This is a genomic window from Rhodococcus sp. SORGH_AS_0303, assembly GCF_030819335.1.
GTDB lineage: Bacteria > Actinomycetota > Actinomycetes > Mycobacteriales > Mycobacteriaceae > Rhodococcoides.
This window is the reverse complement of sequence record NZ_JAUTBO010000001.1, coordinates 2013304-2037771: the sequence shown is the minus strand read 5'-3', so window position 1 is coordinate 2037771 and position 24468 is coordinate 2013304. Positions and strand designations below refer to the sequence as shown.

Genomic DNA, 24468 nt, shown 5'->3' with positions numbered 1-24468 from the left:
CCATTATGTGGGATGGCGTTACGCAGTGCGAAGATGGAGGGGTGTCGTCTTCGCAGCAGTCCGAACCACCGGTGACAGTCTCCCATACCGAGAGCCCCACTTCCGACGCCTCCCCCGCGGCCCCCACGGTGTTCCGCATCCCGGCCCTGGCGCTGTCCGGCGTGGCGCTGTTCCTGTTCGGGGTCACGTTCCCCGTGGTCGGGGCGCCGGAGCTCTTCGGGTGGATGCTCGCGCTCCCGGTCCTGCTGGGGTACTGGATCATCCGCGTCCGGACCACCGTCACTCCGGAGCGGTTCGTCTCGCGCCGGGCGTTCCGTTCCACCACGGTGCCGTGGTCGTCCGTGACGGGACTGCTGTTCCCGAAGCTCGGGTGGGGCAAGGCGACCCTCGAGGACGGCTCGACCGTCCGGATGCCGGGCGTGACCGTCGACAAGCTCCCGCTTCTGTCCGCGGCGAGCGGCGGCGCGGTGCCGGATCCGTCGCCGGTCGAGGAGCCCGCTCAGGACGAGCCGGTCGAGGCCGAGTCCGCCGTCGAGCAGGACGAGGCCGAACCGCGGGCCTGAACGACCACAACTCGGCCGGATCGACGGAATCCCGTCGATCCGGCCGAGTTGTGGACGGTGACGCACGGATCAGGCGAAGGGGTCGGCGCCGTTCAGGAAGATCCACAGCGCTGCAGCACCGCCGATGCCGATGGCCAACGCGAGGAACGACCCGATGAAGGGGCGGCGCGCCCATCCACGTCCGCCGTCCACGGCGATCCGTCCGGGGCCCGTGAGGATGATGGACGCCGACGCCAGCACCAGCAGCGTCTCGTACTCGACACCTGCAGGGGCGAAGAACTGCAACCCCGGCTCGCCGACCTGACGCACGAGCCAGGCGTTGATCATGACGGCGAGGACTGCGGCACCCGCGAGAGGCGTGGCCAGGCCGAGGATCAGCAGCGCACCGCCGGCGACCTCGCCGACCGCACCGAGAATGGACAGCAGACGTGCCTGGTCGTAGCCGGACCCGGCGACGATCTCCTGGAAGCCCGAGAGCCCGGGACCGTCGAACCATCCCGTGAGCTTCTGCAGACCGTGCACAAGCACGATCGCGCCGACGCTCACGCGCAGGATCAGCAGTCCGAGATCGAGCGTGCCGCGACGCTCCGGGACCACCTCGGGCCGCACCTCGGCCGGGGTCGCCGTGCGATCGGTTCCTGCCACCGGGATCGCGCGCGTCGCGCTGTCGTCGTAGGCCGGTTCGGTGCGACCCGCCGCCGTCGTGTCACCGGGGTAGCCGGTGAGCTTCTCGGTGGGATGCGCGGTACGCGACCGGTCGGCGTCGAGTTCGTCGTCGGTGCGCGGGAGCTGTGCTCCGCTGCCCCCGCCTATCCGCTCGGTCGGCTGGTCGTAGGGACTCGCCGCCGGCTCGTAACCGGACGGGGAACGGCCTGTGTCATCGGACTTCTCACTCACGTGCTTCAGCGTAGATGCGGCGGGCCCGTTCCCGGCGCAGGCGCGACCCGTACCGTGGGATCTCATGACAGTGGGTGGGACTCGGCGCGCGGCCCGGCGATCGTTCGTGCTCGGCGCGGCGGTGATGGCGATCGTCACGGCCTCCGCGGGATGCGCACGCTTCGACGACTCCGCCTCGACGGAGTTCTCCCCCGAACCCACGTTCGGCGCTGCCGACATCGAACCGGTGGAGCCGGGAGCGCCGGGTTCCAGCACGCCGCCCGCGCCGTCGCCGGCCACCGGCCCCTGCGTGGATCCGGATCCCAACGTGGTCGCGACCTGTCTCGACACCCTGTCCGGCCTCGTCGTCCTCCCCGGCGGGGCATCGGCCCTGGTCGGCGAGCGTCGCACCGGCACCATCTTCCAGGTGGCTCCGGGCCAGGCGCCCCGACCCGTCGTGACCGTCCCGGTCGACGGCGACGGCGACGGCGGACTGCTCGACATCACGCTGTCCCCCACCTACGACGAGGACCGCCTCCTCTACGCGTACATCACGACGGCGACCGACAACCGCGTGGTGCGCATCGCGGCGGGAGACGTCCCGAAGACCGTGCTCGCCGGCATCCCCCGCGGGACCACCAGCTCGGGTGCCCTCGATTTCTCGTCACCCGACGAACTCCGGGTGATCACCGGCGACGGGGGCGATCCCGCCGCTGCGGCGAACCCGGCGTCGCTCGCAGGCAAGGTTCTGGCCGTCACCGACCCGCGTGTCGACTCCACCTCGGCTCCCCGCGTCGTCATGAGCGGCATCGGCCGCGCCGGCGACGTCTGCATCGACGCCACGGGCAGCACCTGGGTGACCGATGCGACGGCCACCGAGGACCGGCTCTCCCGCATCACGCCCGAGGGTGCCGTCGTCAGTCCCGTGTGGACGTGGCCGGACAAGCCGGGCGTCGGCGGATGCGCGGCCGCACCCGGCTCGGTGGCCGTGTCGATGTCCGGGGCCCGTGCGCTGGCACTGGTTCCCGTGGACCCGGACACCAACGCGGTGACGACGCCGCCGGCCCTCACCGCACAGGACCGGTACGGCCGCCTGCGTGGTGCGTCGCTCGGCGCTCAGGGCCAGGTGTGGGTGACCACCGTGAACAAGGACGGCGGCCAGCCGGGGCCGACGGACGACCGAGTGGTCATCGTGCCGGTGCCGGCCGGCGGCGGCGGGAGCGACTAGCGGGAAGGCCGGAGGTCGTTCTAGCTGCAGGCGGCGATGACGAGTTCCTTGACTCGCGCGGGGTCGGCCTGGCCCTTGGTCGCCTTCATGACGGCACCGACGATGGCGCCGGCGGCCTGCACCTTGCCGCCGCGGATCTTCTCCGCGACGGAGGGGTTGGCCGCGAGCGCCTCGGACACGGCCGTCTCGAGCGCCGAATCGTCTTGCACGACAGCGAGTCCGCGTGCCTCGACGACGGCGTCGGGGTCACCCTCACCATCGAGGACACCGTCGACCACCTTGCGGGCGTTGGCGTTGGTGAGTGTGCGGTCGGCGACCAGCGCGGCGACGCGGGCCACCTGAACCGGGGTGATCGCCAGGTCCGCGAGGTCGACGCCGCGGGTGTTGGCCTGCTGCGACAGGTACGCCACCCACCAGCTGCGGGCGGCGTCGGGTGTCGCACCGGCGTCGACGGTCGCCGTGATGAGGCCGAGCGCATCGGCGTTGACGACGTCGCGCATGACGAGATCGGACCAGCCCCACTCCTTCTGGATGCGAGAGCGGGTGATCCACGGCGCCTCGGGAATGGTGGCGCGCAGTTCCTCGACCCAGGCCGCGTCCGGGGCGACCGGCTCGAGATCGGGCTCCGGGAAGTAGCGGTAGTCCTCCGCGGTCTCTTTCTTGCGACCGGGCGCCGTGCTGCCGTCGGCCTCCTGGAAGTGCCGCGTCTCCTGCACGATCTCGCCGCCCTCCGCGAGAACTGCTGCCTGACGGCGCATCTCGTAGCGGACGGCGACCTCGACGCTCTTGAGGGAGTTGACGTTCTTGGTCTCGGTCCGGGTGCCGAACTCGGTGGCGCCCTTCTCCATCAGCGAGACGTTGGCATCGCACCGGAGCGAGCCCTGGTCCATCCGCACGTCGGACACGCCGAGCTCGCGGATCAGTTCCCGCAGCGCGGTGACGTAGGCGCGGGCCACCTCGGGCGCGCGGTCGCCGGCGCCCTCGATGGTCTTGGTGACGATCTCGACGAGAGGCACACCGGCCCGGTTGTAGTCCAGCAGTGAGTGACTCGCTCCGTCGATGCGACCGGTGGCGCCGCCGACGTGCAACGACTTGCCGGTGTCCTCCTCCATGTGGGCGCGCTCGATGTCGACCCGCCACGTGGACCCGTCGTCGAGCACCACGTCGAGATAGCCCTCGGTGGCGATCGGCTCGTCGTACTGCGAGATCTGGTAGTTCTTCGGCTGGTCCGGGTAGAAGTAGTTCTTCCGCGCGAACCGACCCCACGGCGTGATCGAGCAGTTCAGCGCGAGGCCGATCCGGATGGCGGACTCGACGGCAGCCGCGTTGACCACCGGGAGCGCACCCGGCAGGCCGAGGCACACAGGGCACACCTGGGTGTTGGGCTCGGCACCGAACTCGGTGGGGCATCCACAGAACATCTTGGTGGCGGTACCGAGCTCGACGTGCACCTCCATGCCCAGCACGGGGTCGTACCGGGAGATCACCTCGTCGTAGTCCATCAGGCTCGTCGAGTGCGATGAGGTGGCAGCAGTCATGGTGCCGAGTTTACTGCGGACCGGTGGGCCGAACCCCCTCGGCGTCAGCCGAAGAAGGCGGCCGCGTCCAGGTAGCGACTCTCGGGAACCCGCTTGAGCTGGCGGACGGCCTCCTCGAGGTCCACCAGGCCGATCTCGGCGCCCTGGAGGGAGACCATCTTGCCTTTCTCCCCCGCATGCACGGCGTCGACGGCGTTGACGCCGAAACGGGTGGCGAGGACGCGGTCGTACGGAGTGGGCTTGCCGCCGCGCTGTACGTGGCCCAGCACCGTGGTGCGGACCTCCTTGTTGATGCGGCGTTCGATCTCGACGCCCAATTGCTGTGCGACACCGGTGAACCGGACGTGGCCGAACTCGTCGATTCCTCCGTCGCGGATCTCCATCGACCCCTCCTTGGGCGTCGCTCCCTCGGCGACGACGCAGATGAAGTGGGAGTCCCCGCGCTGGAACCGCTTCTTCACCAGATCGCACACCTCCTGGACGTCGAAGGGCTGCTCGGGGATCAGTGTCATGTGGGCGCCGGACGCGAGGCCGGAGTGCAGCGCGATCCAGCCGGCGTGCCGCCCCATCACCTCGACGAGCATGACGCGCTGGTGGGACTCGGCGGTGCTGTGCAGCCGATCGATCGCGTCGGTGGCGATGGTGAGTGCCGTGTCGAAACCGAACGTGACGTCGGTGCAGTCGATGTCGTTGTCGATGGTCTTGGGAACCCCGATGACCGGCACGCCCTCCTGCGACAGCCAGTGTCCGGCGGTCAACGTGCCCTCGCCGCCGATGGGGATGAGCACGTCGATGCCGTTGTCGTCCATCGTCTGCTTGATCTGGTCGAGCCCTGCCCGCAGCTTCTCGGGATTGACGCGTGCGGTCCCCAGGATGGTGCCGCCCTTGGTGAGCAGTCGATCGTTGCGATCGTCGTTGCGCAGTTGGATACGACGGTCCTCGAGCAGGCCGCGCCAGCCGTCGAGGAAGCCGACCACCGACGACCCGTAGCGGGCGTCGGCCGTGCGTACGACGGCCCTGATGACCGCGTTGAGTCCCGGGCAGTCGCCGCCGCCGGTCAGTACTCCGATACGCATGGGTCGGTGCCTCTCGTTCGCGGGTGTCGACGCGGGGTCGCCGCGCACGATGCTCGTCACCATCTTGCTACCTCCGGCGCGCGGAGGCACGGTCGGATCAGATCGCGGACGGCTGGGGAAACTCTCCCCGTGCGGCTTCGTACGCCGCACCGACCCGGTAGAGGCGATCGTCCGCCATCGCCGGAGCCATGATCTGCAGCCCGACCGGGAGACCGTCCGCGAGACCGGACGGCACCGACATGGCCGGGTGACCGGCCAGGTTGGTCGGCAGGGTGCAGAGGTCGTACAGGTACATGGCGATGGGGTCGTCGACCTTCTCGCCCAGCGCGAACGCCGTCGACGGGGTGGTGGGCGACACCAGGACGTCCACCTTCTCGTAGGCTCGATCGAAGTCCCGGGCGATGAGCGTCCGGATCTTCAGAGCCTGGCCGTAGTACGCGTCGTAGTAGCCTGCGGACAGCGCGTACGTCCCGATCATGATGCGACGCTTGACCTCCGGGCCGAAGCCGGCGGCACGCGACATCGCCATGACCTGATCGGCACTGTGCGTTCCGTCGTCACCGACCCGCAGTCCGTAGCGCATCGCGTCGAAGCGGGCGAGGTTGGACGACACCTCCGACGGGAGGATGAGGTAGTACGCGGCGAGGGCGTGATCGAAGTTGGGGCATGACACCTCCACCACCTCGGCGCCCAGCGAGGTGAGCACCTCGACGGCGGCGTCGAAGGAGGAGATGACCCCCGGCTGATAGGCGTCCGAGTGCAGTTCCTTGACGACGCCGACGCGCACGCCCGTCAGATCTCCACCCGCGCCGCGGCGCGCGGCCGCGACGACGTCCGGCACCGCCGCGTCGACCGACGTCGAGTCGCGGGGGTCGTGTCCGGCGATGACCTGGTGCAGCAGCGCGGTGTCGAGCACCGTCCGCCCGCAGGGACCGCCCTGATCCAGGGAGGAGGCGCAGGCGATGAGCCCGTACCGGGAGACGCCGCCGTACGTCGGCTTGCACCCGACGGTTCCGGTGACGGCGGCCGGTTGCCGGATCGAGCCACCGGTGTCCGTACCGATGGCCAACGGTGCCTGGAACGACGCGAGCGCCGCGGCCGAACCGCCGCCCGAACCGCCCGGCACCCGAGTGGTGTCCCACGGGTTGAGGGTCGGTCCGTACGCGCTGTTCTCGGTGGACGACCCCATCGCGAACTCGTCCATGTTGGTCTTGCCCAGCAACGGGATTCCCGCGGCACGCAGCCTCGCGGTGACCGTGGCGTCGTACGGTGAGACCCATCCCTCGAGGATCTTCGAGCCGGCGGTGGTGGGCATGTCCGTGGTGGTGAACACGTCCTTCAGCGCCAACGGGACGCCGGCCAACTCCGACGCGGGCGTCTCACCCGCGTCCAACGCGTCGTCGACGCGCTGGGCGGCGGCGATTGCCTCGTCCCCCGCGACGTGCAGGAAGGCGTGCAGCGTTCCGTCGACCTCGGCGATGCGATCGAGGTGGGCGCGAGTGACCTCCACGGCGGAGACCTCGCGGGTACGGATCTTCGCGGCCAGGTCGGACGCGGTGGACCGGATCAGATCGGTCTGCTCGGCGGCGGTCATCACTCTTCTCCCAGGATGCGCGGCACCGCGAAGCGGCTCTGTTCGGACGCGGGCGCCTCGGCGAGGGCACTGTCCGGGCCGAGACCCGGGACGATGACGTCTGGCCGGGTGACGTTGGTCACAGCGAGCGGACTCGCGGTGGCGTCGACGTCCGAGACGTCGACCTCCGACACCGCCTTCACGTGGCCCAGAATGGCGTCGAGCTGACCGGCGAACGCATCGAGTTCGTGCTCCTCGAGCGCGAGCCGGGACAGTCGTGCGAGGTGGGCGACCTCGTCGCGGGATATGGCAGACACGTCCGTCAGGCCCCCTTCGATTCGTAACGCATGCCGAGCAGCCTAGTTCGTGGCGACCACCCCACCGTCACGGCCTCGCGTCGCGGCGAGGGACGGCGAGCCCGGCCGTCCTCCACCTTCCCGTGAGCCGCGTGCGACTCGATGGAGACGGCGTCGAGTGCGAGGATGTCGGCGTGTCGTATCTCCTGCGGGTCCAGTTGCCCGACCGTCCGGGCAGTCTCGGGTCGCTCGCCGTCGCCCTGGGTTCGGTGGGGGCCGACATCCTGTCGCTCGACGTCATCGAACGCGGAGCCGGATTCGCGGTGGACGATCTGGTGGTGGACGTCGCGCCGGGCGCCCTCCCCGACACACTCATCACCGCGGCCGAGAAGCTCACCGACGTCCGCGTGGACTCGATCCGTCCCTACGCCGGCATCCTGGACACACACCGCGAGCTCGAGCTCATCGATCAGGTGGCGACGGCGCACGACGACCGTCTGCAGGTGCTCGTGGACGGTGCGCCGCGGGTGCTGCGCGTCGGGTGGAGCACCGTGGTGGGCATGTCGGATCACGGTCCGGCAGTCATCGTCGGCAGCTCCGGGGCGCCCGAGTCGCGGGCCGACGACATGCCGTGGATGCCCCTCGAGAAGCCGGCAGTCCTCGACCCGACCGGAGCATGGGTTCCGCAGTCGTGGAAGGACATGGACACCACACTGGCCGCGGCGCCGCTCGGATCGTCGGGCACCGTGCTGGTGCTGGGACGACCCGGCGGACCGGACTTCCGACCGTCAGAGATCGCCCGGCTCGGCTACCTGGCCGGCATCGTCGCCACCGTCCTCGGCTGAGTCCGCCCCGGCGACCAGCGCGCGGGCCGCGTCGGGCCCCTCGCCGAGCAGCGTGCGGAACCCGTCCTCGTCGAGCACGGGAACACCCAGTTCGAGCGCCTTGTCGTGCTTGGATCCGGGCGCGTCGCCGACGACCACGAACGCCGTCTTCTTCGACACCGACGAGGCCGCCTTGCCGCCGCGGGCCAGGATCGCCTCCTTCGCGTCGTCACGCGTGAACGTGGCGAGCGATCCGGTGACGACGATCGACAGACCGTCGAGCGTGCGCTCGATACTCTCGTCGCGTTCGTCCTCCATGCGCACGCCCGCCGCCGACCACTTCTCCACGATGGCGCGGTGCCAGTCGACGTCGAACCACTCGACGACTGCGCGGGCGATGGTGGGGCCCACCCCGTCGGCGGCGGCCAGTTCCTCCTCCGTCGCCGCCCGGATGGCCTCGAGCGACCCGAAGCGGGCGGCGAGGGCGCGGGCGGCGGTCGGCCCGACATGGCGGATCGACAATCCGACGAGCACCCGCCACAGCGGCTGATCCTTGGCTCGCCCCAGGTTGTCCAGCAATCGCCGACCGTTCGCGGACAGCGCTCCCGCCTTGGTTCGGAAGAGATCCGTCCGGGTGAGCTGGTCCTCGGTGAGATCGAACAGATCGCCCTCGTCCTCGATCACCTGTGCCGACAGCAGCGCCGTCGCGGCCTCGTACCCCAACACCTCGATGTCGAATGCACCACGGCCCGCGACGTGAAAGACCCGCTCCCGCAACTGTGCCGGGCACGAGCGCGAGTTGGGGCAGCGGATGTCGGCGTCGCCCTCCTTGGCCGGTGCGAGCTCGGTTCCGCACTCGGGGCAGTGCGTCGGCATGACGAACTCCCGCTCGTCCCCGGTGCGCGCGTCGACCACCGGACCGAGCACCTCCGGGATCACCTCGCCCGCCTTGCGGATGACCACGGTGTCACCGATCAGCACGCCCTTGCGCACGACCTCGGACGCGTTGTGCAACGTCGCCAGGGACACCGTCGACCCCGCCACGAGCACCGGCTCCATGAACGCGAACGGCGTCACTCGCCCGGTGCGACCGACATTGACCCGGATGTCGAGCAACGTCGTGGTCGCCTCCTCCGGCGGATACTTGAAGGCGATGGCCCAGCGGGGTGCGCGGGACGTGGATCCGAGTCGGCGGTGCAACGCCATCTCGTCGACCTTCACCACGAGGCCGTCGATCTCGTGCTCGACCGAGTGCCGGTTCTCGCCCCAGTACTCCATGCGTTCGACCACCGCGTCGACGCCCTGCACCAGTGCGGTGTGAGTCGAGACCGGCAGACCCCAGGCGGCGAGCGCGTCGTACGCGACGGACTGGGCGGCGGGGGCGAAGCCCTCCATCCGGCCGAACCCGTGACAGATCATGCCGAGCCGCCGCCGCGAGGTGACCGCGGGGTTCTTCTGCCGCAGCGACCCCGCGGCGGAGTTGCGCGGGTTGGCGAACGGCGGCTTGCCCTGCTCGACGAGAGAGGCGTTGAGCGCCTGGAAGTCCTCGAGTCGAAAGAACACCTCGCCCCGCACCTCGAGCAGCGTCGGGACCGGGAACTCGTCCGACGGGGTGAGCACCTCGGGGATGTCGTCGATGGTGCGCGCGTTGAGCGTCACGTCCTCCCCGGTGCGTCCGTCACCGCGGGTGGCGGCGCGCACCAGTCGGCCGTTCTCGTACACCAGATTGAGCGCGACACCGTCGATCTTGACCTCGCAGAGGTAGTGCAGGTTCTCCCCCGCCTCCACCTCGACCCTGCGCGCCCAGGCACGCAGCTCGTCCGCGTCGAACACGTTGTCCAGGGACAACATTCGCTCGAGGTGGTCGACAGCCGTGAAGTCCGTCTCGAAGCCGCCACCGACGAGCTGCGTCGGCGAGTCGGGCGTCCGGAGATCCGGATGCTCCTCCTCCATCGCCTGCAGGCGCTTCAGCAACTCGTCGAACTGCCCGTCCGAGATGATCGGCGCGTCCCGCACGTAGTACCGGAACTGGTGACCGCGGACCTCCTCGGCCAGCGCGTCCCACTCCTGCTTCTGCTCGGGTGAGGCCGGGACCAGGTCCGGCGGTGTCTCGATCTCGTCCACGATCGCAGACTATCGGAGCGCTCCGACACCGTTCCCGGTGACGAAGGCCGGTGTCACAGCGCGTCGGGATCCTCGGTGAAAGCAGCGCGGACGTCGCGCAGCACCGTCAGAGCGTGCCGGGCCCACGGCAGGCTCGCGCCGGACAACCCACACGTGGGTGAGACGGCGACGCGCTCGGCGAGGTACCGCCTCGGGAAGCCCAACCGATCCATCAGTTCCACTGCGGGCGCCGCACTCTCGCGCCACGCCGGGTACTTCTCCGGGTCGGTTCCCGGCACCGCCCCCAGGACGGCGACACCGCCGCTCTCCAGGTACTCGCCGACCGCGTCGTACCGCGACGTGGGCAGCAGGGACAGATCGAACGAGACGCCGTGCACCCCGCTGCGTTCGAAGACCTCGAACGGGACGTCGGCGGAGCACGTGTGCACGATCACCGGTCGGTTCACCCGCTGCACCACCGAGCCCAGCAGGTCGGCCACCTCCGGCGCCGGCACCGCGGCGATCTGCTCGAGGCTCGTCACGCCCTGCAGGCGACCGGCCAGCACGGCCGCGATGCGAGGTTCGTCGAACTGGACGACCACCTCGGCGCCGAGCCGCCTCGCGACCTCGTCGGCGTGCGCGGCCACTCCCTCGGCCAACGACCCGGCTATGTCGCGCACCGCACCGCGGTCGGTCAAGGCGCGGTGACCGAACGCCAGCTCGATGTCCGCGGCCATCGTCAGCGGGCCCGCGGCCTGCACCTTGACGGCGCGGCCGGATCCGCGCAGCCCGGCCAGTTCCCACTGCTCCTCGAGAACGTCGAGGTCCTCCGTCAGGAAGTCGCGGGCCCGGCGGCTCGTCGTACTCGGCCGTCGGCTCACGCGGTATCCGCTGGTGGCCGCATCGATCTCGATGTCGACCAGCAGCACGCCGGTGCGCCCGATCATGTCGGCGCCGAGACCTCGCGCCGGGAGTTCCACGACGTGCGGCAGGTCGGGGAGCTCGCCGATCACCGTCGTGACGGCGTTCGCGATGTCCGTTCCCGGCCACGAGCCGACGCCCGTCGCCACGCCTGCCAGAGCGGCAGCAGGATCCGTCACGGGCGAGCGGACGCGGTGAGTGGCGACTCGGCGGAGGTTCCCGCGATGGTGCCGCTGCCGACCACGATGTCGCCTGCCGGGTCGGGGCGGTACAGCACGGCTGCCTGACCACGTGCGACTCCGGTGAGCGGGGACCGCAGACCGATGCGCAGGGTGTCGCCGTCGACACGAGCGACGGCGTCCGCGAGTCCGCCGTGTGCCCGGACCTGGACGACGCAGTCCACGTCGCCCTCGGGCGCCGTGCCGGACGTCCAGACGGGTGTGCTCGCATCGATGCCGTACACGTCGAGGCGGCTCGCCGAGCCGACCCGAACGGTCCCGGTCTCGGGCTCGATGGAGGTGACGTACCGCGGCTTGCCGTCGGCGGCCGGTCCCTCGACGCCCAGGCCCTTGCGCTGGCCGACGGTGAACCCGTGCACACCGTCGTGCTCGGCGAGCACCGCGCCGGAGTCCGCGTCGACCACCGATCCGGGGCGCACGCCGATACGGGCGCCGAGGAACGCCCGGGTGTCGCCGGACGGGATGAAGCAGATGTCGTGACTGTCGGGCTTGTCCGCGACGGCGAGACCGCGGCGGGCGGCCTCGTCACGCACCTCCGCCTTCGGGGTGTCCCCGATCGGGAACAGGGCACGGGACAGCTGGCGCGCGGTGAGGACGCCCAGCACGTAGGACTGGTCCTTGTCGGCATCGACCGCACGACGCAGCACGCCGTCCTCGAGCCGGGCGTAGTGGCCGGTGGCGACCGCGTCGAAACCGAGCGCCTCGGCCCGATCGGCGAGCGCCGCGAACTTGATCTTCTCGTTGCAGCGCAGGCACGGGTTCGGGGTCTCGCCTGCGGCGTAGGACGCGACGAAGTCGTCGATCACGTCCTCCTTGAACCGATCCGCGAAATCCCAGACGTAGAACGGGATCCCGAGCACGTCCGCGGCGCGGCGCGCGTCCCCGGCGTCCTCCTTGGAGCAGCACCCGCGCGACCCGGTGCGCAGAGCGCCGGGAGCGGTGGACAGCGCCAGGTGCACCCCGACCACCTCGTGGCCGGCATCGACGGCACGCGCCGCCGCCACGGCGGAATCGACGCCGCCGCTCATCGCTGCCAGAACTCTCATGTCACCACTCTTCTCGTCTCGACGTTCTCGTCATCTCGAACTGGACGCCATGCCGGCGGCCCGCGCACGTTCGACGACGCGCGGCAGGACCTCGAGCAGTGCGTCGACATCGGCGTCGGTGCTGGTGTGGCCCAAGGAGAACCGGAGTGATCCGCGGGCATCGGCCGCATCGACGCCCATCGCCAGCAGCACATGACTCGCCCGCGCGACACCCGCCGTGCACGCGGATCCCGTCGAGCACTCGACACCGGACGCGTCGAGCAACATCAACAGTGAATCGCCCTCGCATCCGGGGAACGTGACGTGCACGTTGCCGGGAAGTCTGTCCGCGCCGCGGGCACCGTTGACCGACGCGCCGGGCACCGCGTCGAGGACACCCTCGATGACACGCTCGCGCAACGCCACGAGCCGCGCCTCGGTGTCGGCCCGTCCGGCGACGGCGATGTCGAGGGCGGCCGCCATGCCCACGGCACCTGCCGTGTCGGGCGTCCCGGACCGGACGTCGCGTTCCTGACCGCCTCCGTGCAGCAGTGATTCGCAGGGCACAGAGCGTCCGAGCAGCAGCGCGCCGACGCCGTGGGGTCCGCCGAACTTGTGTGCCGCGATGGACAGCGCGGAGAGACCACTGGACGCGAAGTCGAGTTCACGGACACCGGCCACCTGAACCGCGTCGCTGTGCATGGGCACGTCGAACTCGGCCGCGATGGCAGCGAGTTCGCGGATCGCCATGATGGTGCCCACCTCGTTGTTCGCCCACATGATCGACACGACGGCGACCTCGTCGGCGTGCAGCTCGAGTTCTCGGCGCAGCGTCGACGGGAGGACGCGGCCGTCGGCCTCGACCGGCAACCAGGACACCGCGGCGCCCTCGTGACGTTCGAGCCACTCCACGGCATCGAGCACGGCGTGATGCTCGACCGAGCTGGTGATCACGCGGACGCGACGAGGATCACGCGCTCGGCGTGCCCAAAAGATGCCCTTGACCGCCAGATTGTCGCTCTCGGTGCCGCCGGAGGTGAAGATGACCTCGGACGGACGAGCGCCCAGCGCCGCGGCGATGGACTCCCGCGACTCCTCGATGCGGCGGCGGGCCGTGCGCCCCGATCCGTGCAGGGACGACGCGTTTCCCACGGTCCGATGGATCTCCGTCATCGCCTCGATCGCCGCGGGGACCATCGGAGTGGTCGCGGCATGATCGAGGTACACCGGCGTTCCGGGCACACGTGGGGGCTGTGGCATGACGTGGTCCAGGATAACCGGTCGCGGACCCCGCCTCTCCCCCGCGCGAGCACGCCCGAACTGCCGTGCGTCAGCTCGCCCGCACGACGGTTCCGGCGTACTCACCGAGGCGGACCGGCTGGGCGAGCCGATCCCGGCGCGGCAGTCGCGTGCGGGTGACGCGCAGGGGCGGAACTGCCGTCTCGTCCTGGTGTCGGCGCACGGCCAACTCCGCGCTGCGCGCCAGCAGTCGACGATCGTCGATGGGCGCGATGTCCTCGCACACCCGCACGGCGGCACGGACGCCCTTCAGCCGCAGGATCCTCGACATCGACTCGCCGATGGTCTCGTCGCCCACGAAGGCGGTGGCCGTCGTCGGACGGTGGTCGACGTCGCGGTAGGTGACCGCGATCGGCCGCACCACCGCACCGGCGTCGATGGCCGCCTGGAACAGGGCGGGACGGAACGATCCGTAGGCGGTTCCGCACCAGGTGGTGCCCTCGGGGAAGACGACCACCGTGGCTCCCGATCGCAAGGCCTCGGTCACCTCGTCGACGGTGCCGGGCAGGGAGCGGAGTCGCTCACGGGCGATGGGGACGACCCGCACGATGCGTGCGAGCAGACCCAGGACGGGCCAGTCCACGAGGTCCGCGCGGGCGACGAAGCGGCACGGGAAACAGGCTGCCAGCACCAGGACGTCCGTCCAGGACACGTGATTGGCGACGACGAGCGTTCCGACGCCGGTGGGCTCGGCCGTGCGGTCGCCGTCCAGAGTCACCCGGACACCGAGCGCGCCGAGGAGTCCCCTGGCTCCGGCACGTGCGGCGGCGCGTCGACCGCCCGCCGGCAACACCCGGCCCGCCAGCAGGAGCGGGACCACGGCGAGCAGCACCGCCACCAGGACGCAGCGCACCACCACGCGTGCGGTGCCCACGGTCGCCGAGACCGCCGGATGGCACCCCGTCCCGCACGGGCTGGCGGGCATCCAGGCGTGTGTCGTCACGCGTGCGACTCCGCGGTCGCCGCGGCCGAGCGGAGCCGGTCGAGATAGCGGACGTTGGCGTCCTTCATGTGCAGGAGGGTGACGAAGTCCGCGACGCCGAAATCGGGATCGTGGGCCGGCTCCCCGCAGATCGAGGCGCCCATGCGCAGATAGCCGCGCATCAGGGCCGGCACCGAGGTGCGGGCGGGCGCCGTCATGTCGGCGAGGGCGACACCGTCGACGCGCACGGGGGTGCGGGGGTACGCGCGGACCTCGGAGCGGTGCCGCTTCTCGACGAGGTCGTACACGCCCTTGACGTGCGCGCCGTCCGGCTCCCCGTCGCCGAGTGCCATGGGGACCGACACACAGCCCATCACCCGGTCGTAGCCACCGAGGTCGATGTACCGGAGGATCCCGGACCACATCAGCGCCAGCACCGAGCCGGATCGATGGCCCTCCAGGACGCACGCACGACCCATCTCGACCGTCCGCAACTCGTGTGCACGCAGTTCGCTGATGTCGAACTCCGTCGCCGTGTAGTACCCGCCGGCGCGCTCCGCACCGTCCGGGGTGAGCATGCGGTAGCAGCCGACACGATCGCCGGTGCGGTTGTCGACGACGAGCAGGTGATCGCAGTGGTCGTCGAAGCGGTCGGCGTCGCGGCCGCCGTCGAAGGTGGTCGACTCGTACCCCGCTTCCGAGCCGAACACGGTGGCGCGCAACCGCTGCGCCGCGAGCACGTGTTCCGGGGTGGATCCGAGAACGAGTGAGTGGTGCTTGTCGGAGACGAGCACGTGCTCGTCGGCCGAGGACGGGGTGATGACGGTCGGTGCCGAGTCGCACACATCTGATGTCATGGCACATAGATCTATCGAGCCCACTCGACGGCACTCACAACACGACGTGACCGGAAGGTGCACGAACGACGAAAGCCCCGCTACCGACGAACGGTAGCGGGGCTCTCGGGTACTGCTGAGGGGATCAGCCCTTGCGCTTCTTCACTGCCTCGGCGAGCTGAGGCGTGACGTCGAAGAGGTCGCCCACGACGCCGAAGTCCGCGATCTCGAAGATCGGTGCTTCCTCGTCCTTGTTGACGGCGACGATCGTCTTGGACGTCTGCATGCCGGCGCGGTGCTGGATCGCACCGGAGATGCCGAGCGCGACGTACAGCTGGGGCGAGACGGTCTTGCCCGTCTGACCCACCTGGAACTGGCCCGGGTAGTAGCCCGAGTCGACGGCTGCACGCGACGCGCCGACGGCCGCACCGAGCGAGTCGGCCAGGTCCTCGACGACGGAGAACTTGTCCGCGCTGCCGACACCGCGACCACCGGAGACGACGACCGACGCCTCGGTGAGCTCGGGGCGGTCGCCGCCGGCGACGGGCTCACGCGAGGTGACCTTGACGACGGCCTCCTCCTGCGCGGGAACCTCGACGTCGACACGCTCACCGGCACCGGCCTGCGGCTCGGCGTCGATGGCACCCGGGCGGAGCGAGATGACCGGGACGTCGCCGTTGGTCTTCGCCTCGACGGTGAACGCGCCACCGAAGATGGAGTACGTGGCGGACTTGTCGGCGTTGATCGCCACGACGTCCTGGTGCAGTCCGGCACCGAGGCGAGCGGCGAGACGACCCGCCACCTCCTTGCCCTCGATGCCACCGGACGTGAGGATCGCGGCGGGCGAGACCGACTCGGCCAGGGACGACAGCACGTCGACCTTGGGCGTGACGAGGAAGCCGTCGACGTCGGCGGACTCCGCGACATAGATCTTCGCGGCGCCGGCCTCGGTGAGTGCGGCGGCGATTGCGTCGGTGGTGCCCGGCGCTCCCGTGACCACCGCGGACGGCTCACCCAGAACGCGGGCGGCCGTGATGAGCTCGCTGGTGACCTTCTTCAGTGCCCCGTCTGCGTGCTCGACGAGTACGAGTACCTCTGCCATGGTGTTTCTCCTGTACTGCAGTGAGACGAATGTGTGCTGGTGACGGGGATCTAGATGATCTTCTGCGCGACGAGGTACTCGGCGACCTTGGTTCCGCCGTCTCCCTCGTCGTTCACGCGCTCACCAGCGGTCTTCGGCGGCTTCGGGGTCACCGTGGTGACGGTGGTGCCGGCGTTCGCGACGCCCACGGTCTCCGGATCGACGCCGATGTCGGCGAGGGTGAGGACCTGCACCGTCTTCTTCTTGGCGGCCATGATGCCCTTGAAGGACGGGAAGCGCGGCTCGTTGATCTTCTCGGTGACGCTGACGATCGCGGGGAGATCTGCCTCGAGGCCGAAGATGCCCTCGTCGGTCTCGCGCTCGCCGCTGACCTTGCCGTCGGCGACGACCAGCTTGCGCATCTGGGTCAGCTGCGGGATGCCGAGGTACTCGGCGATGATGGCGGGGACCGCGCCGATGCGGCCGTCGGTCGCCTCGTTGCCGGCGATGACCAGATCTGCGGCCTCACCGTTCTCGAACTCCACCTGGCCGAGTGCGGCAGCGAGAGCCCACGCGGTCTGGATGGCGTCGGAACCGTGCATGGCCGGATCGTTGACGTGCACAGCACTGTCCGCGCCCATGGAGAGGGCCTTGCGGATGGCCTCGGTCGCGCGGTCGGGTCCTGCCGAGAGGACCTTGACCTCGCCGCCGTCGCGCTCCTTGATCAGGAGTGCCTCCTCCACGGCGCGCTCGTTGATCTCGTCGAGCACGGCATCGGCCGCGTCGCGGTCGAGCGTGTAGTCGCCGTCCGAGAGCTTGCGCTCGGACCACGTGTCGGGAACCTGCTTGATCAGTACGACGATGTTCGTCATGGGTCTTCGTCGACCTCCTGTGTCCTGTCTCGGTGAATCAGGTCTTGATCTCGTAGCGCGGGGCCCGAAACGTATTCGGAGTTCACGCTGCGCGCGGTGGGCCGAAGCCCCGGAACCGACGTGTCACGGACGTTACCCCATTCGTGGTTACTGATGGGTAACTTACTCCTGTCGGGCCGAGAATTCACCCCCCGGGGCCCCTCGGACCGCCGACCGGCGTCGCTCGACCGGGCAGGTGGGAACTACTGTCGCCCGGATGAACGACGCCGCGACCGACACGACCGTGTCGACCGAGACACCCCTCCCGCTCACCGGCGAGCGCACCGTGCCCGGCATCGCCGAGGAGAACTACTGGTTCCGTCGGCACGAGGTCGTGTACCGCCGTCTCGCACCGGCCTGCGCCGACCGAGTGGTGCTCGAGGCGGGCTCCGGCGAGGGCTACGGCGCCGACATGATCGCGCGGACGGCGACACGGGTGATCGGTCTCGACTACGACCGCAGCGCCGCCGAACACGTCGCTCGCCGGTACCCGTCGGTCGCCATGACCCGAGGCAACCTCGCGATGCTGCCGCTGCGCGGCGAGAGCGTCGACGTCGTCGTCAACTTCCAGGTGATCGAACATCTGTGGGACCAGGCCGAGTTCCTGCGGGAGTGCCTCCGGGTTCTGGTTCCCGGCGGCGTCCTCCTCGTCAGCACTCCCAACCGCATCACGTTCTCCCCCGGCCGGGACACCCCGCTGAACCCCTTCCACACCCGCGAGCTCGCAGCCGCGGAACTACGGGAATTGCTGTCCGACACGGGATTCGAGATCGACTCGATGACCGGCGTGCATCACGGCGAGCGACTGCGCGCACTCGACGCGACCCACGGCGGATCGTTCATCGACGCGCAGATCGACCGCGCGCTCGCCGGTGAGCCGTGGCCCGCGACCCTCGTCTCCGACGTCGCCGGCATCACCGTCGACGACTTCGACATCCACGCCGAGGCGATCGACGAGAGCCTGGATCTCGTCGCGGTGGCCCGGAAACCGTCCAGCACGTGACGAGCGCCACCTCGGCCGACGAACCGGGCATGTTCGCGCTCGTCCTGCACTCCCATCTCCCGTGGCTCGCCCACCAGGGGCGGTGGCCCGTCGGGGAAGAGTGGCTCTACCAGTCGTGGGCAGATTCGTACCTGCCCGTGGTCCGCGAACTGCGGACCCTGGCCGACGAGGGCCGCACCGATCTGCTGACCCTGGGCGTCACCCCGGTACTCGCCGCCCAACTGGACGATCCGTACAGCCTCGACGGGATGCATCACTGGCTCGGCAACTGGCAGCTCCGCGCCGCCGAAGCCGCCGGGTCCCGTGACCCGGACCGCCGCGCGCTCGGTCACCGCGAACACCGGCGATCGGCTGCCGCTCTGCACGAGTTCGAGACCCGCTGGCGCCACGGCGGCGCCCCCCGACTGCGCGAACTGGCCGACTCCGGCGCCGTCGAACTGCTCGGTGGGCCGTCGATGCACCCGTTCCAACCTCTGCTCGACCCACGACTGCGGACGTTCGCGCTCCGCGAGGGACGCGCCGACGCCGTACGCCGGTGGGGCCGCGGCACCGAGGGCATCTGGGCACCCGAGTGCGCCTTCACCGCAGGGATGGAACTCGACTACGCCGCCGCGGGCGTCGGACACTTCATGGTCGACGGCCCGGCTCTGCACGGAGACACGACGTGCGGCCGTCCGGTCGGCGACACCCACGTCGTCGCGTTCGGTCGTGATCTCCCGGTCAGCTATCGCGTGTGGTCACCGAAGTCCGGTTATCCCGGTCATTCCGCGTACCGCGACTTCCACACCTACGACCACGACACCGGGCTGAAGCCGTCCCGGGTCACCGGCAGAAGCGTCGCGGGCCCGGACAAGGCACCGTACGAACCGGAGCGCGCCGCAGCAGCCGTCCGCTCGCACGTCGAGGACTTCGTCGACGTGGTTCGCCGCCGGATGCGCTCCGAACACGCGCGCACGCGGGTCCCCGGCACTGGTGGTCGCCGCCTTCGACACCGAGCTCTTCGGACACTGGTGGCACGAGGGTCCGGCATGGTTGGCCGGCATCCTGCGTGCGCTCCCCGAGGCCGGCATCCGCGTCGGGACACTCGCGGGCGCGAAGCGAGACGGCTACGTCGGTGACCCCGTCGAACTCCCGGACACCTCCTGGGGCAGCGGGAAGGACTGGCGGGTGTGGGCGGGCGATCCCGTCTGCGACCTGGTCGATCTCAACGCCGAGGTCACCGCCACCGCGCTCGACGCCGTCGACGCGGCACCCCCCGGCGGTCTGCGAGACCGTGTCGCGGACCAGATACTGCGCGAGACGATGCTCACCGTCTCGAGCGACTGGGCCTTCATGGTGAGCAAGGACTCGGCCGCGCAGTACGCCCGCGACCGCGCCCACAAGCACGCTCACGCGGTGCGCGAGATCGCCGACGCCCGCGTGCACGGGCATCACGCACGAGCCGCCGACCTTGCATCCGGGTGGAACCAGGCGGACGATCTGTTCCCGGACCTCGATGCGCGGCGTCTGCAACCGACGGGTCGGGAGGTGCGGGCGTGAAGGTCCTGATGATCTCGTGGGAGTACCCGCCCGTGGTGGTCGGCGGCCTCGGTCGCCACGTCCACCATCTCGCGGTGGAACTGGCCGCGGCCGGACACGAGGTGGTGGTCCTCTCCCGCCGCCCCACGGGTTCCGACGCGGCGACCCACCCCACCGTGAGCTCGGTCGCCGAGGGCGTGCTCGTCGTCGCCGTGGCCGAGGATCCGGCGCACTTCACCTTCGGAGTGGACATGCTGGAGTGGACGCTCGCGATGGGTCACGCGATGGTGCGCGCCGGCCTCGCACTCTCCAAGCCCGGCATCGGCGAGGGGTGGGTTCCCGACGTCGTCCATGCCCACGACTGGCTGGTGGCGCACCCGGCGATCGCGCTCGCCGAGTACTACGACGTCCCGCTGGTCTCGACGATCCACGCGACGGAGGCCGGACGCCACAGCGGATGGGTCTCCGGCCGCGTGAACCGCCAGGTGCACTCCGTGGAATGGTGGCTGGCGCACGAATCCGATTCCGTCATCACGTGTTCCGCGGGAATGGAGGACGAGGTGGTCCGCCTCTTCGGTCCGCTTCCGTCCCCGGTCCACGTGATACGCAACGGCATCGACACCCGGACCTGGACGTACCGTCCTCGCGCGGCGCGCACCGGCGCCCCGTCCCTGCTCTTCGTGGGTCGGTTGGAGTACGAGAAGGGGGTGCAGGATCTGATAGCGGCACTCCCGCGTGTCCGACGGACGCACCCCGGCACCACGCTCACCGTCGTCGGCGACGGGACCCAGCTCGACCACCTCGTCGATCTGGCGCGTGTGCACCGGGTGCGCCGGGCGGTGACGTTCGTCGGATCCCTCGGCCACGACGGCGTTCTCGGGCATCTGCACCGGGCGGACGCGCTGGTGCTGCCGAGTCGATACGAGCCCTTCGGCATCATCGCCCTCGAGGGCGCCGCGGCCGGCACACCGCTCGTCGCCTCCACCGCGGGCGGCCTGGGCGAAGCCGTCGTCGACGGCGTCACCGGGATGTCCTTCGTTCCCGGCGATGTCGGCTCCTTGGCGACGGCGGTGCGGCGCACACTCGACGACCCCGCTGCGGCACGTACCCGGAGTGACGCGGCACGTGCGCGACTCACGTCCGACTTCGACTGGCACTCCGTGGCCCGCGAGACCGCCACGGTCTACTCCACCGCGAAGCGCCGGGTGCGCTTTCCGCTGGGCAGGCCCACGATCAGCGAACGTCCACTGCCCGAACGGGACTGAGTCACTCGCTCCCGAGCGACTTCTTGCGGGCGATGTCCTCCAGTGCGGCGACGTACGCCGCGCGGTCCTCCGCGCCGGCCTCCCAGTCGGTGCGACGGTTCCGGACCACTCGTGCGGGTGCGCCGACCGCGATCCCGTAGTCGGGCACGTGACCCTTGACCACCGCGTGCGCGCCCAGGACGCAGCCGCGACCGACGACGGTCTCCCGCAGCACGGTCACCTTCGCGGCGATCCACGTGTCCGGGCCGATCCGCACCGGCGACTTGACGATGCCCTGATCCTTGATCGGCACCGTGATGTCCTCGGTCCGATGATCGAAATCGCAGATGTAGCACCAGTCGGCGACGAGGGTGGACGCACCGATCTCGATGTCGAGATAGGTGTTGACGACGTTGTCCTTGCCGAACACCACCTTGTCACCGATGCGCAGCGACCCCTCGTGGCAGCGGATCGCGTTACCGTCACCGATGTGCACCCAGCGACCGATCTCGAGTCGCGCCAGCTCGGGCGTCGCGTGGATCTCGACGTTCTTGCCGAGGAACACCATTCCGCGCAGCACCACGTGCGGGTTCGCGGCCTTGAAACGCGCGAGGCGGTAGTACCGCACCAGGTACCAGGGCGTGTACGCCTTGTGGCCGATCACCCAGCGCAGCGACGCGAGCGTGAGGAAGCGCGCCTGGTCGGGGTCACGTCGCCGCGATCCTCGCCACCGGGTGCGCAACGGCGCGTTCCACATGCTGGTCATGGGCGGCACATTACTGTCGGCGCCGCCGCAGGGAACCCGGGGGCCGACCACCGGGGGTCGGAACCGTGACGCATCGTTTCAGCCGTTAGTCTCGTGCGAGCCGATCACCCGACATCAGGAGAGTGCATGCACGACGAGAACCCGCGTACCTCGGTGCGCACTCGTCGAGCCGGTGCCGCTCTCCTCGCGGTCGGCGCCCTCGCCCTCGGGGCCTGTGGCAGTGACTCCGGGCCCATCGACATCCTGGGCGACGAGGGCTGGCGCGGCGGTCTCGCCGACGCCCACAACTCCGCCTCCGTGACCACCGAGGGCAGTCGCTCCCTCGCTCTCGACTGGACCCGCCCTCTCGGCGCTCCCACGTCCACACGTCCCTCCGTCGCGCCCAACGGTCAGATCACGGTGACGATGACCGGAGACGCCGGCTGCGCGCTCGGATCGTTCCAGGGCGAGACCGGACGCAAGCGGTTCTGCAACTCGCTCGGACCCTCCGGCGTCTCGTCGACCGCGGTCGCCGACTCGGCGTCCAACCTCTACGCCGGTGACGACGGCAGCATGAGCTCGATCAACCAGAACGGTCAACTGCGCTGGCGCACACCGGTCTACGGGGTACCGCGCACCCCGCAGTTCCTGCCCGACGGCAACGTCCTGGTGGTCACCCAGTTCGGTCAGATCAACGTGCTGAGCAACCAGACCGGGAACGCGGTCGCACCCGTACTGGACCTGAACCCCAATCCCACGCCCCTGGACGCGCCGAACACCACGCTGCGGCCCGCGGACGACGGTCTGCTGGCCTGCCTGGGCGGTGGGCCGGACTGCGCCGTCGCGGCGGCACCGGCCGTCGATCTGGAGTCCTCGACCGTCTACCTCGTCCTGTGGCGCGCCGGCGCCATCGCTCCCCAGCTCGTGGCGCTCTCCTATACCGGCGGGGACTCCCCCGGGCTCACCGAGGCGTGGTCGTCGCCCCTGCTTCCCGCCGCCGTGACATCGAGCCCCGTGGTGTCACCCGACGGTGACCGCGTGTACCTCACGGACGTCGAGGGCACCGTGCGGGCGTACTCCACCGAGGACGGCTCCGAGATCTGGTCCTACTTCGTCGGTGACCGCGCGGCAGGAAGTGTATCCGTCGCTGCGGACGGCACCATCGTCCCCGCGGGCGGCGCGGGGTCGCATCTGCGGGCGATCCGCGATGCGGGCGAGCGACCCGAAACGGTGTGGGAGCGGCCAGATCTCGTGACACAGGGTTCCTCCGCACTGGCGGGTGGCACCACGGGCTACACGGTGGTCGGCGACGGTGACGGGCTCGCACTCGTCACCTTCGACACGGCCACCGGCGAGACGGTCGACACCGACGCGCTCCCCGGCGCCGAGGGCTACAGCCCCGGAGTCGTCGTCGGCTCGGACGGCGAGGTGGTCGTCCCGACCGCGCTGGGATCCCTCTACTCGTTCCGCTGAGGCCCGGTGCGCGGCCCGCACACGAAGGCCACCCCCGAGCGCCCGATCCGGGTGATCACGAGCCCCAGCGGCACGGTGCCCCGGAGATCGAGCCGGGGGCGCAGCAACGCAGGATCGACGTCGATGCCACGGACGATAATCTCGAGCGACCCGCATCCCAGCTCCGCGAGCCGCTTGCGCAACACCTTCTCGGTGAAGGGCAACCTGTCGAGGATCTCGAAGCCCGTCGTCCCCTCCGGTATCGCGTCTCCCGTGAGGTGCGCGATGCGTGGATCCAGTTGCCACAGTCCATGTCTCGCGGCGTAGTGGCGCACGAGACCGGCCCGCACGACGGCGCCGTCGGGATCGACGATGTACCTGCCCGGGGCACGATCGTCGTCGATGGCGTCCGAGTCGGCGTCCGTCACCTCCCACACGGAACCGTCCGACCGGAGCACCGTCGCACGGCGACGCACAGCGGGGTCCGCCACCTCCCCCAGCCAGAGGCACGCCTCGCGGACGGCGCCGTCGAGGGAGACGAGTTCGACCTCGGCCCGCGTGTGTCGGCTCGTGAGGTCGAGACGGTCGACGTCGAGACCCGGTGCGCACTTGACCACCAGGTCGCGGCCGGCATAGGCGTCGAGGAGGTCCGGAAGCGGGGGTTCGAGGGCTGCGGGGTCGTGACGGCGGCGGCCGCCGGCGCGGCGGCCGGGGTCGGCGACGACGACGGTGCCGCGCGTGGTGGGGACCACCGCGTCGGCACGCAGCACGGCCACGTCGGGAACGTTGTGTCGTGCCATGGCCAACCGCACCGGATCGAGATCGCTGCCCACCACGATGTCCGCGACCGAGTGCAGGGTGTGCAGTTCGGTGCCGATCGAGCAGGTGACGTCGTGGATGCGACGTCCGCGCAGCCGCTCGGCCCGGTGCCGGGACACCTGTTCGGTGGTGGCCTGCTGCACCGCGTCGTCGGTGACCAACCACGTTCCGGCGAACGGCAGCTTGGTCGCGGCCTTGCGGCGCAGGGTGACCGTCTCGATCAGCGCGGCGGCGCGGTCACCGAAGGCGCTGCGGATCCGGCCGATGTCCGAGACCAGCGTGGCGGGTGTCAGCGCACGGTCACCGACCGCGGCCAGCGCGTCGGACGCCCCGGCCAGGTACTCGACGTCGTCGAGGTCGAACGAGTATCCCACCG

21 protein-coding genes and 1 pseudogene are annotated in these 24468 nt (G+C 70.3%); 7 read left to right on the top strand and 15 right to left on the bottom strand.

The window, feature by feature from the left end; translation table 11 throughout:
• The first annotated feature begins 71 nt into the window (after window positions 1-71).
• Window positions 72-563: a PH domain-containing protein gene (locus tag QE449_RS09650; RefSeq protein WP_162246770.1), complete on the top strand. Its 492-nt coding sequence runs from the start codon at window positions 72-74 to the stop codon at window positions 561-563.
• Window positions 564-632: 69 nt separating this feature from the next.
• Here QE449_RS09650 and QE449_RS09645 read toward each other — a convergent pair whose 3' ends face one another.
• The gene (locus QE449_RS09645) at window positions 633-1460 is read right to left on the bottom strand and encodes a DoxX family protein (RefSeq protein WP_307108714.1); all 828 of its coding nucleotides are present in this window, start codon (window positions 1458-1460) and stop codon (window positions 633-635) included.
• Window positions 1461-1524: 64 nt separating this feature from the next.
• Here QE449_RS09645 and QE449_RS09640 point away from each other — a divergent pair, with 64 nt between their 5' ends.
• On the top strand, window positions 1525-2667 hold the full coding sequence (locus QE449_RS09640) for a PQQ-dependent sugar dehydrogenase (protein WP_307108713.1): 1143 nt from the start codon (window positions 1525-1527) through the stop codon (window positions 2665-2667).
• Between the two features lie 20 nt (window positions 2668-2687).
• Here QE449_RS09640 and gatB read toward each other — a convergent pair whose 3' ends face one another.
• The 4 genes from gatB to gatC form a co-directional block, all read right to left on the bottom strand.
• Complete coding sequence (gatB, locus tag QE449_RS09635) at window positions 2688-4205, bottom strand: Asp-tRNA(Asn)/Glu-tRNA(Gln) amidotransferase subunit GatB (protein WP_056445465.1); 1518 nt, start codon at window positions 4203-4205, stop codon at window positions 2688-2690.
• A 44-nt stretch (window positions 4206-4249) separates the two neighbouring features.
• On the bottom strand, window positions 4250-5281 hold the full coding sequence (locus QE449_RS09630; protein WP_027507019.1) for an ATP-dependent 6-phosphofructokinase: 1032 nt from the start codon (window positions 5279-5281) through the stop codon (window positions 4250-4252).
• Window positions 5282-5378: 97 nt separating this feature from the next.
• Window positions 5379-6875 carry an Asp-tRNA(Asn)/Glu-tRNA(Gln) amidotransferase subunit GatA gene (gene gatA, locus QE449_RS09625; protein ID WP_037187049.1) on the bottom strand — a complete coding sequence of 499 codons (1497 nt, stop codon included), beginning with the start codon at window positions 6873-6875 and terminating at the stop codon, window positions 5379-5381.
• Window positions 6875-7171, bottom strand: a complete 297-nt coding sequence (gene gatC / locus QE449_RS09620) for an Asp-tRNA(Asn)/Glu-tRNA(Gln) amidotransferase subunit GatC (protein ID WP_027507021.1) — start codon at window positions 7169-7171, stop codon at window positions 6875-6877. Before gatC ends, gatA begins: the two co-directional genes overlap by 1 nt.
• 173 nt (window positions 7172-7344) lie before the next feature.
• Between gatC and QE449_RS09615 the strand changes: the two genes are divergently transcribed.
• Window positions 7345-7995, top strand: a complete 651-nt coding sequence (locus QE449_RS09615; RefSeq protein WP_027507022.1) for an amino acid-binding protein — start codon at window positions 7345-7347, stop codon at window positions 7993-7995.
• Here the strand turns inward: QE449_RS09615 and ligA are convergent.
• The 8 genes from ligA to QE449_RS09575 form a co-directional block, all read right to left on the bottom strand.
• Entirely contained in the window at window positions 7939-10089 is a 2151-nt protein-coding gene (gene ligA / locus QE449_RS09610; RefSeq protein WP_307109699.1) for an NAD-dependent DNA ligase LigA, read from the bottom strand. The genes QE449_RS09615 and ligA overlap by 57 nt on opposite strands.
• A gap of 62 nt (window positions 10090-10151) precedes the next feature.
• The gene (locus QE449_RS09605; RefSeq protein ID WP_307108712.1) at window positions 10152-11177 is read right to left on the bottom strand and encodes a methionine synthase; all 1026 of its coding nucleotides are present in this window, start codon (window positions 11175-11177) and stop codon (window positions 10152-10154) included.
• The gene (mnmA, locus tag QE449_RS09600) at window positions 11174-12283 is read right to left on the bottom strand and encodes a tRNA 2-thiouridine(34) synthase MnmA (protein ID WP_222631828.1); all 1110 of its coding nucleotides are present in this window, start codon (window positions 12281-12283) and stop codon (window positions 11174-11176) included. The genes QE449_RS09605 and mnmA overlap by 4 nt, the downstream gene beginning before the upstream one ends.
• A gap of 30 nt (window positions 12284-12313) precedes the next feature.
• Window positions 12314-13522 (bottom strand): cysteine desulfurase family protein, encoded by a 1209-nt coding sequence (locus tag QE449_RS09595; protein WP_307108711.1) that lies wholly within the window; start codon window positions 13520-13522, stop codon window positions 12314-12316.
• Window positions 13523-13592: 70 nt separating this feature from the next.
• On the bottom strand, window positions 13593-14504 hold the full coding sequence (locus QE449_RS09590) for a lysophospholipid acyltransferase family protein (RefSeq protein ID WP_307092529.1): 912 nt from the start codon (window positions 14502-14504) through the stop codon (window positions 13593-13595).
• Window positions 14501-15340, bottom strand: coding sequence for a GNAT family N-acetyltransferase (locus tag QE449_RS09585; RefSeq protein ID WP_307108710.1), 840 nt, complete (start codon window positions 15338-15340; stop codon window positions 14501-14503). Before QE449_RS09585 ends, QE449_RS09590 begins: the two co-directional genes overlap by 4 nt.
• A gap of 124 nt (window positions 15341-15464) precedes the next feature.
• Window positions 15465-16421 (bottom strand): electron transfer flavoprotein subunit alpha/FixB family protein, encoded by a 957-nt coding sequence (locus tag QE449_RS09580; protein WP_027507028.1) that lies wholly within the window; start codon window positions 16419-16421, stop codon window positions 15465-15467.
• Window positions 16422-16471: 50 nt separating this feature from the next.
• Entirely contained in the window at window positions 16472-17272 is an 801-nt protein-coding gene (locus QE449_RS09575; RefSeq protein WP_027507029.1) for an electron transfer flavoprotein subunit beta/FixA family protein, read from the bottom strand.
• A 256-nt stretch (window positions 17273-17528) separates the two neighbouring features.
• Here QE449_RS09575 and QE449_RS09570 point away from each other — a divergent pair, with 256 nt between their 5' ends.
• The 3 genes and pseudogenes from QE449_RS09570 (at window position 17529) to QE449_RS09560 (ending at window position 21097) form a co-directional block, all read left to right on the top strand.
• Window positions 17529-18314, top strand: a complete 786-nt coding sequence (locus QE449_RS09570; protein ID WP_051613650.1) for a bifunctional 2-polyprenyl-6-hydroxyphenol methylase/3-demethylubiquinol 3-O-methyltransferase UbiG — start codon at window positions 17529-17531, stop codon at window positions 18312-18314.
• 29 nt (window positions 18315-18343) lie between these two features.
• Window positions 18344-19853: pseudogene (locus tag QE449_RS09565) on the top strand (1,4-alpha-glucan branching protein domain-containing protein).
• On the top strand, window positions 19850-21097 hold the full coding sequence (locus tag QE449_RS09560; RefSeq protein ID WP_027507032.1) for a glycosyltransferase family 4 protein: 1248 nt from the start codon (window positions 19850-19852) through the stop codon (window positions 21095-21097). Before QE449_RS09565 ends, QE449_RS09560 begins: the two are co-directional and overlap by 4 nt.
• 1 nt (window position 21098) lies before the next feature.
• Here the strand turns inward: QE449_RS09560 and QE449_RS09555 are convergent, their stop codons facing one another.
• Window positions 21099-21842, bottom strand: a complete 744-nt coding sequence (locus QE449_RS09555) for an acyltransferase (protein ID WP_027507033.1) — start codon at window positions 21840-21842, stop codon at window positions 21099-21101.
• A gap of 126 nt (window positions 21843-21968) precedes the next feature.
• Between QE449_RS09555 and QE449_RS09550 the strand changes: the two genes are divergently transcribed.
• Window positions 21969-23294, top strand: coding sequence for a PQQ-binding-like beta-propeller repeat protein (locus tag QE449_RS09550; protein ID WP_307108709.1), 1326 nt, complete (start codon window positions 21969-21971; stop codon window positions 23292-23294).
• On the opposite strand, the gene QE449_RS09545 is transcribed toward QE449_RS09550, so the two are convergent.
• Window positions 23279-24466, bottom strand: a complete 1188-nt coding sequence (locus tag QE449_RS09545; RefSeq protein WP_307108708.1) for a class I SAM-dependent methyltransferase — start codon at window positions 24464-24466, stop codon at window positions 23279-23281. The genes QE449_RS09550 and QE449_RS09545 overlap by 16 nt on opposite strands.
• Between the last annotated feature and the right edge of the window lie 2 nt (window positions 24467-24468).

What these genes read in the sequence shown, in the direction of transcription:
- mnmA (WP_222631828.1), bottom strand. Translation starts at nt 12,283, where the DNA reads ATGAGAGTTCTGGCAGCGATGAGCGGCGGCGTCGATTCCGCCGTGGCG.
- QE449_RS09580 (WP_027507028.1), bottom strand. Translation starts at nt 16,421, where the DNA reads ATGGCAGAGGTACTCGTACTCGTCGAGCACGCAGACGGGGCACTGAAG.
- QE449_RS09585 (WP_307108710.1), bottom strand. Translation starts at nt 15,340, where the DNA reads ATGACATCAGATGTGTGCGACTCGGCACCGACCGTCATCACCCCGTCC.
- QE449_RS09595 (WP_307108711.1), bottom strand. Translation starts at nt 13,522, where the DNA reads ATGCCACAGCCCCCACGTGTGCCCGGAACGCCGGTGTACCTCGATCAT.
- QE449_RS09575 (WP_027507029.1), bottom strand. Translation starts at nt 17,272, where the DNA reads ATGACGAACATCGTCGTACTGATCAAGCAGGTTCCCGACACGTGGTCC.
- QE449_RS09630 (WP_027507019.1), bottom strand. Translation starts at nt 5,281, where the DNA reads ATGCGTATCGGAGTACTGACCGGCGGCGGCGACTGCCCGGGACTCAAC.
- QE449_RS09555 (WP_027507033.1), bottom strand. Translation starts at nt 21,842, where the DNA reads ATGACCAGCATGTGGAACGCGCCGTTGCGCACCCGGTGGCGAGGATCG.
- QE449_RS09640 (WP_307108713.1), top strand. Translation starts at nt 1,525, where the DNA reads ATGACAGTGGGTGGGACTCGGCGCGCGGCCCGGCGATCGTTCGTGCTC.
- gatB (WP_056445465.1), bottom strand. Translation starts at nt 4,205, where the DNA reads ATGACTGCTGCCACCTCATCGCACTCGACGAGCCTGATGGACTACGAC.
- gatA (WP_037187049.1), bottom strand. Translation starts at nt 6,875, where the DNA reads ATGACCGCCGCCGAGCAGACCGATCTGATCCGGTCCACCGCGTCCGAC.
- QE449_RS09550 (WP_307108709.1), top strand. Translation starts at nt 21,969, where the DNA reads ATGCACGACGAGAACCCGCGTACCTCGGTGCGCACTCGTCGAGCCGGT.
- QE449_RS09570 (WP_051613650.1), top strand. Translation starts at nt 17,529, where the DNA reads ATGAACGACGCCGCGACCGACACGACCGTGTCGACCGAGACACCCCTC.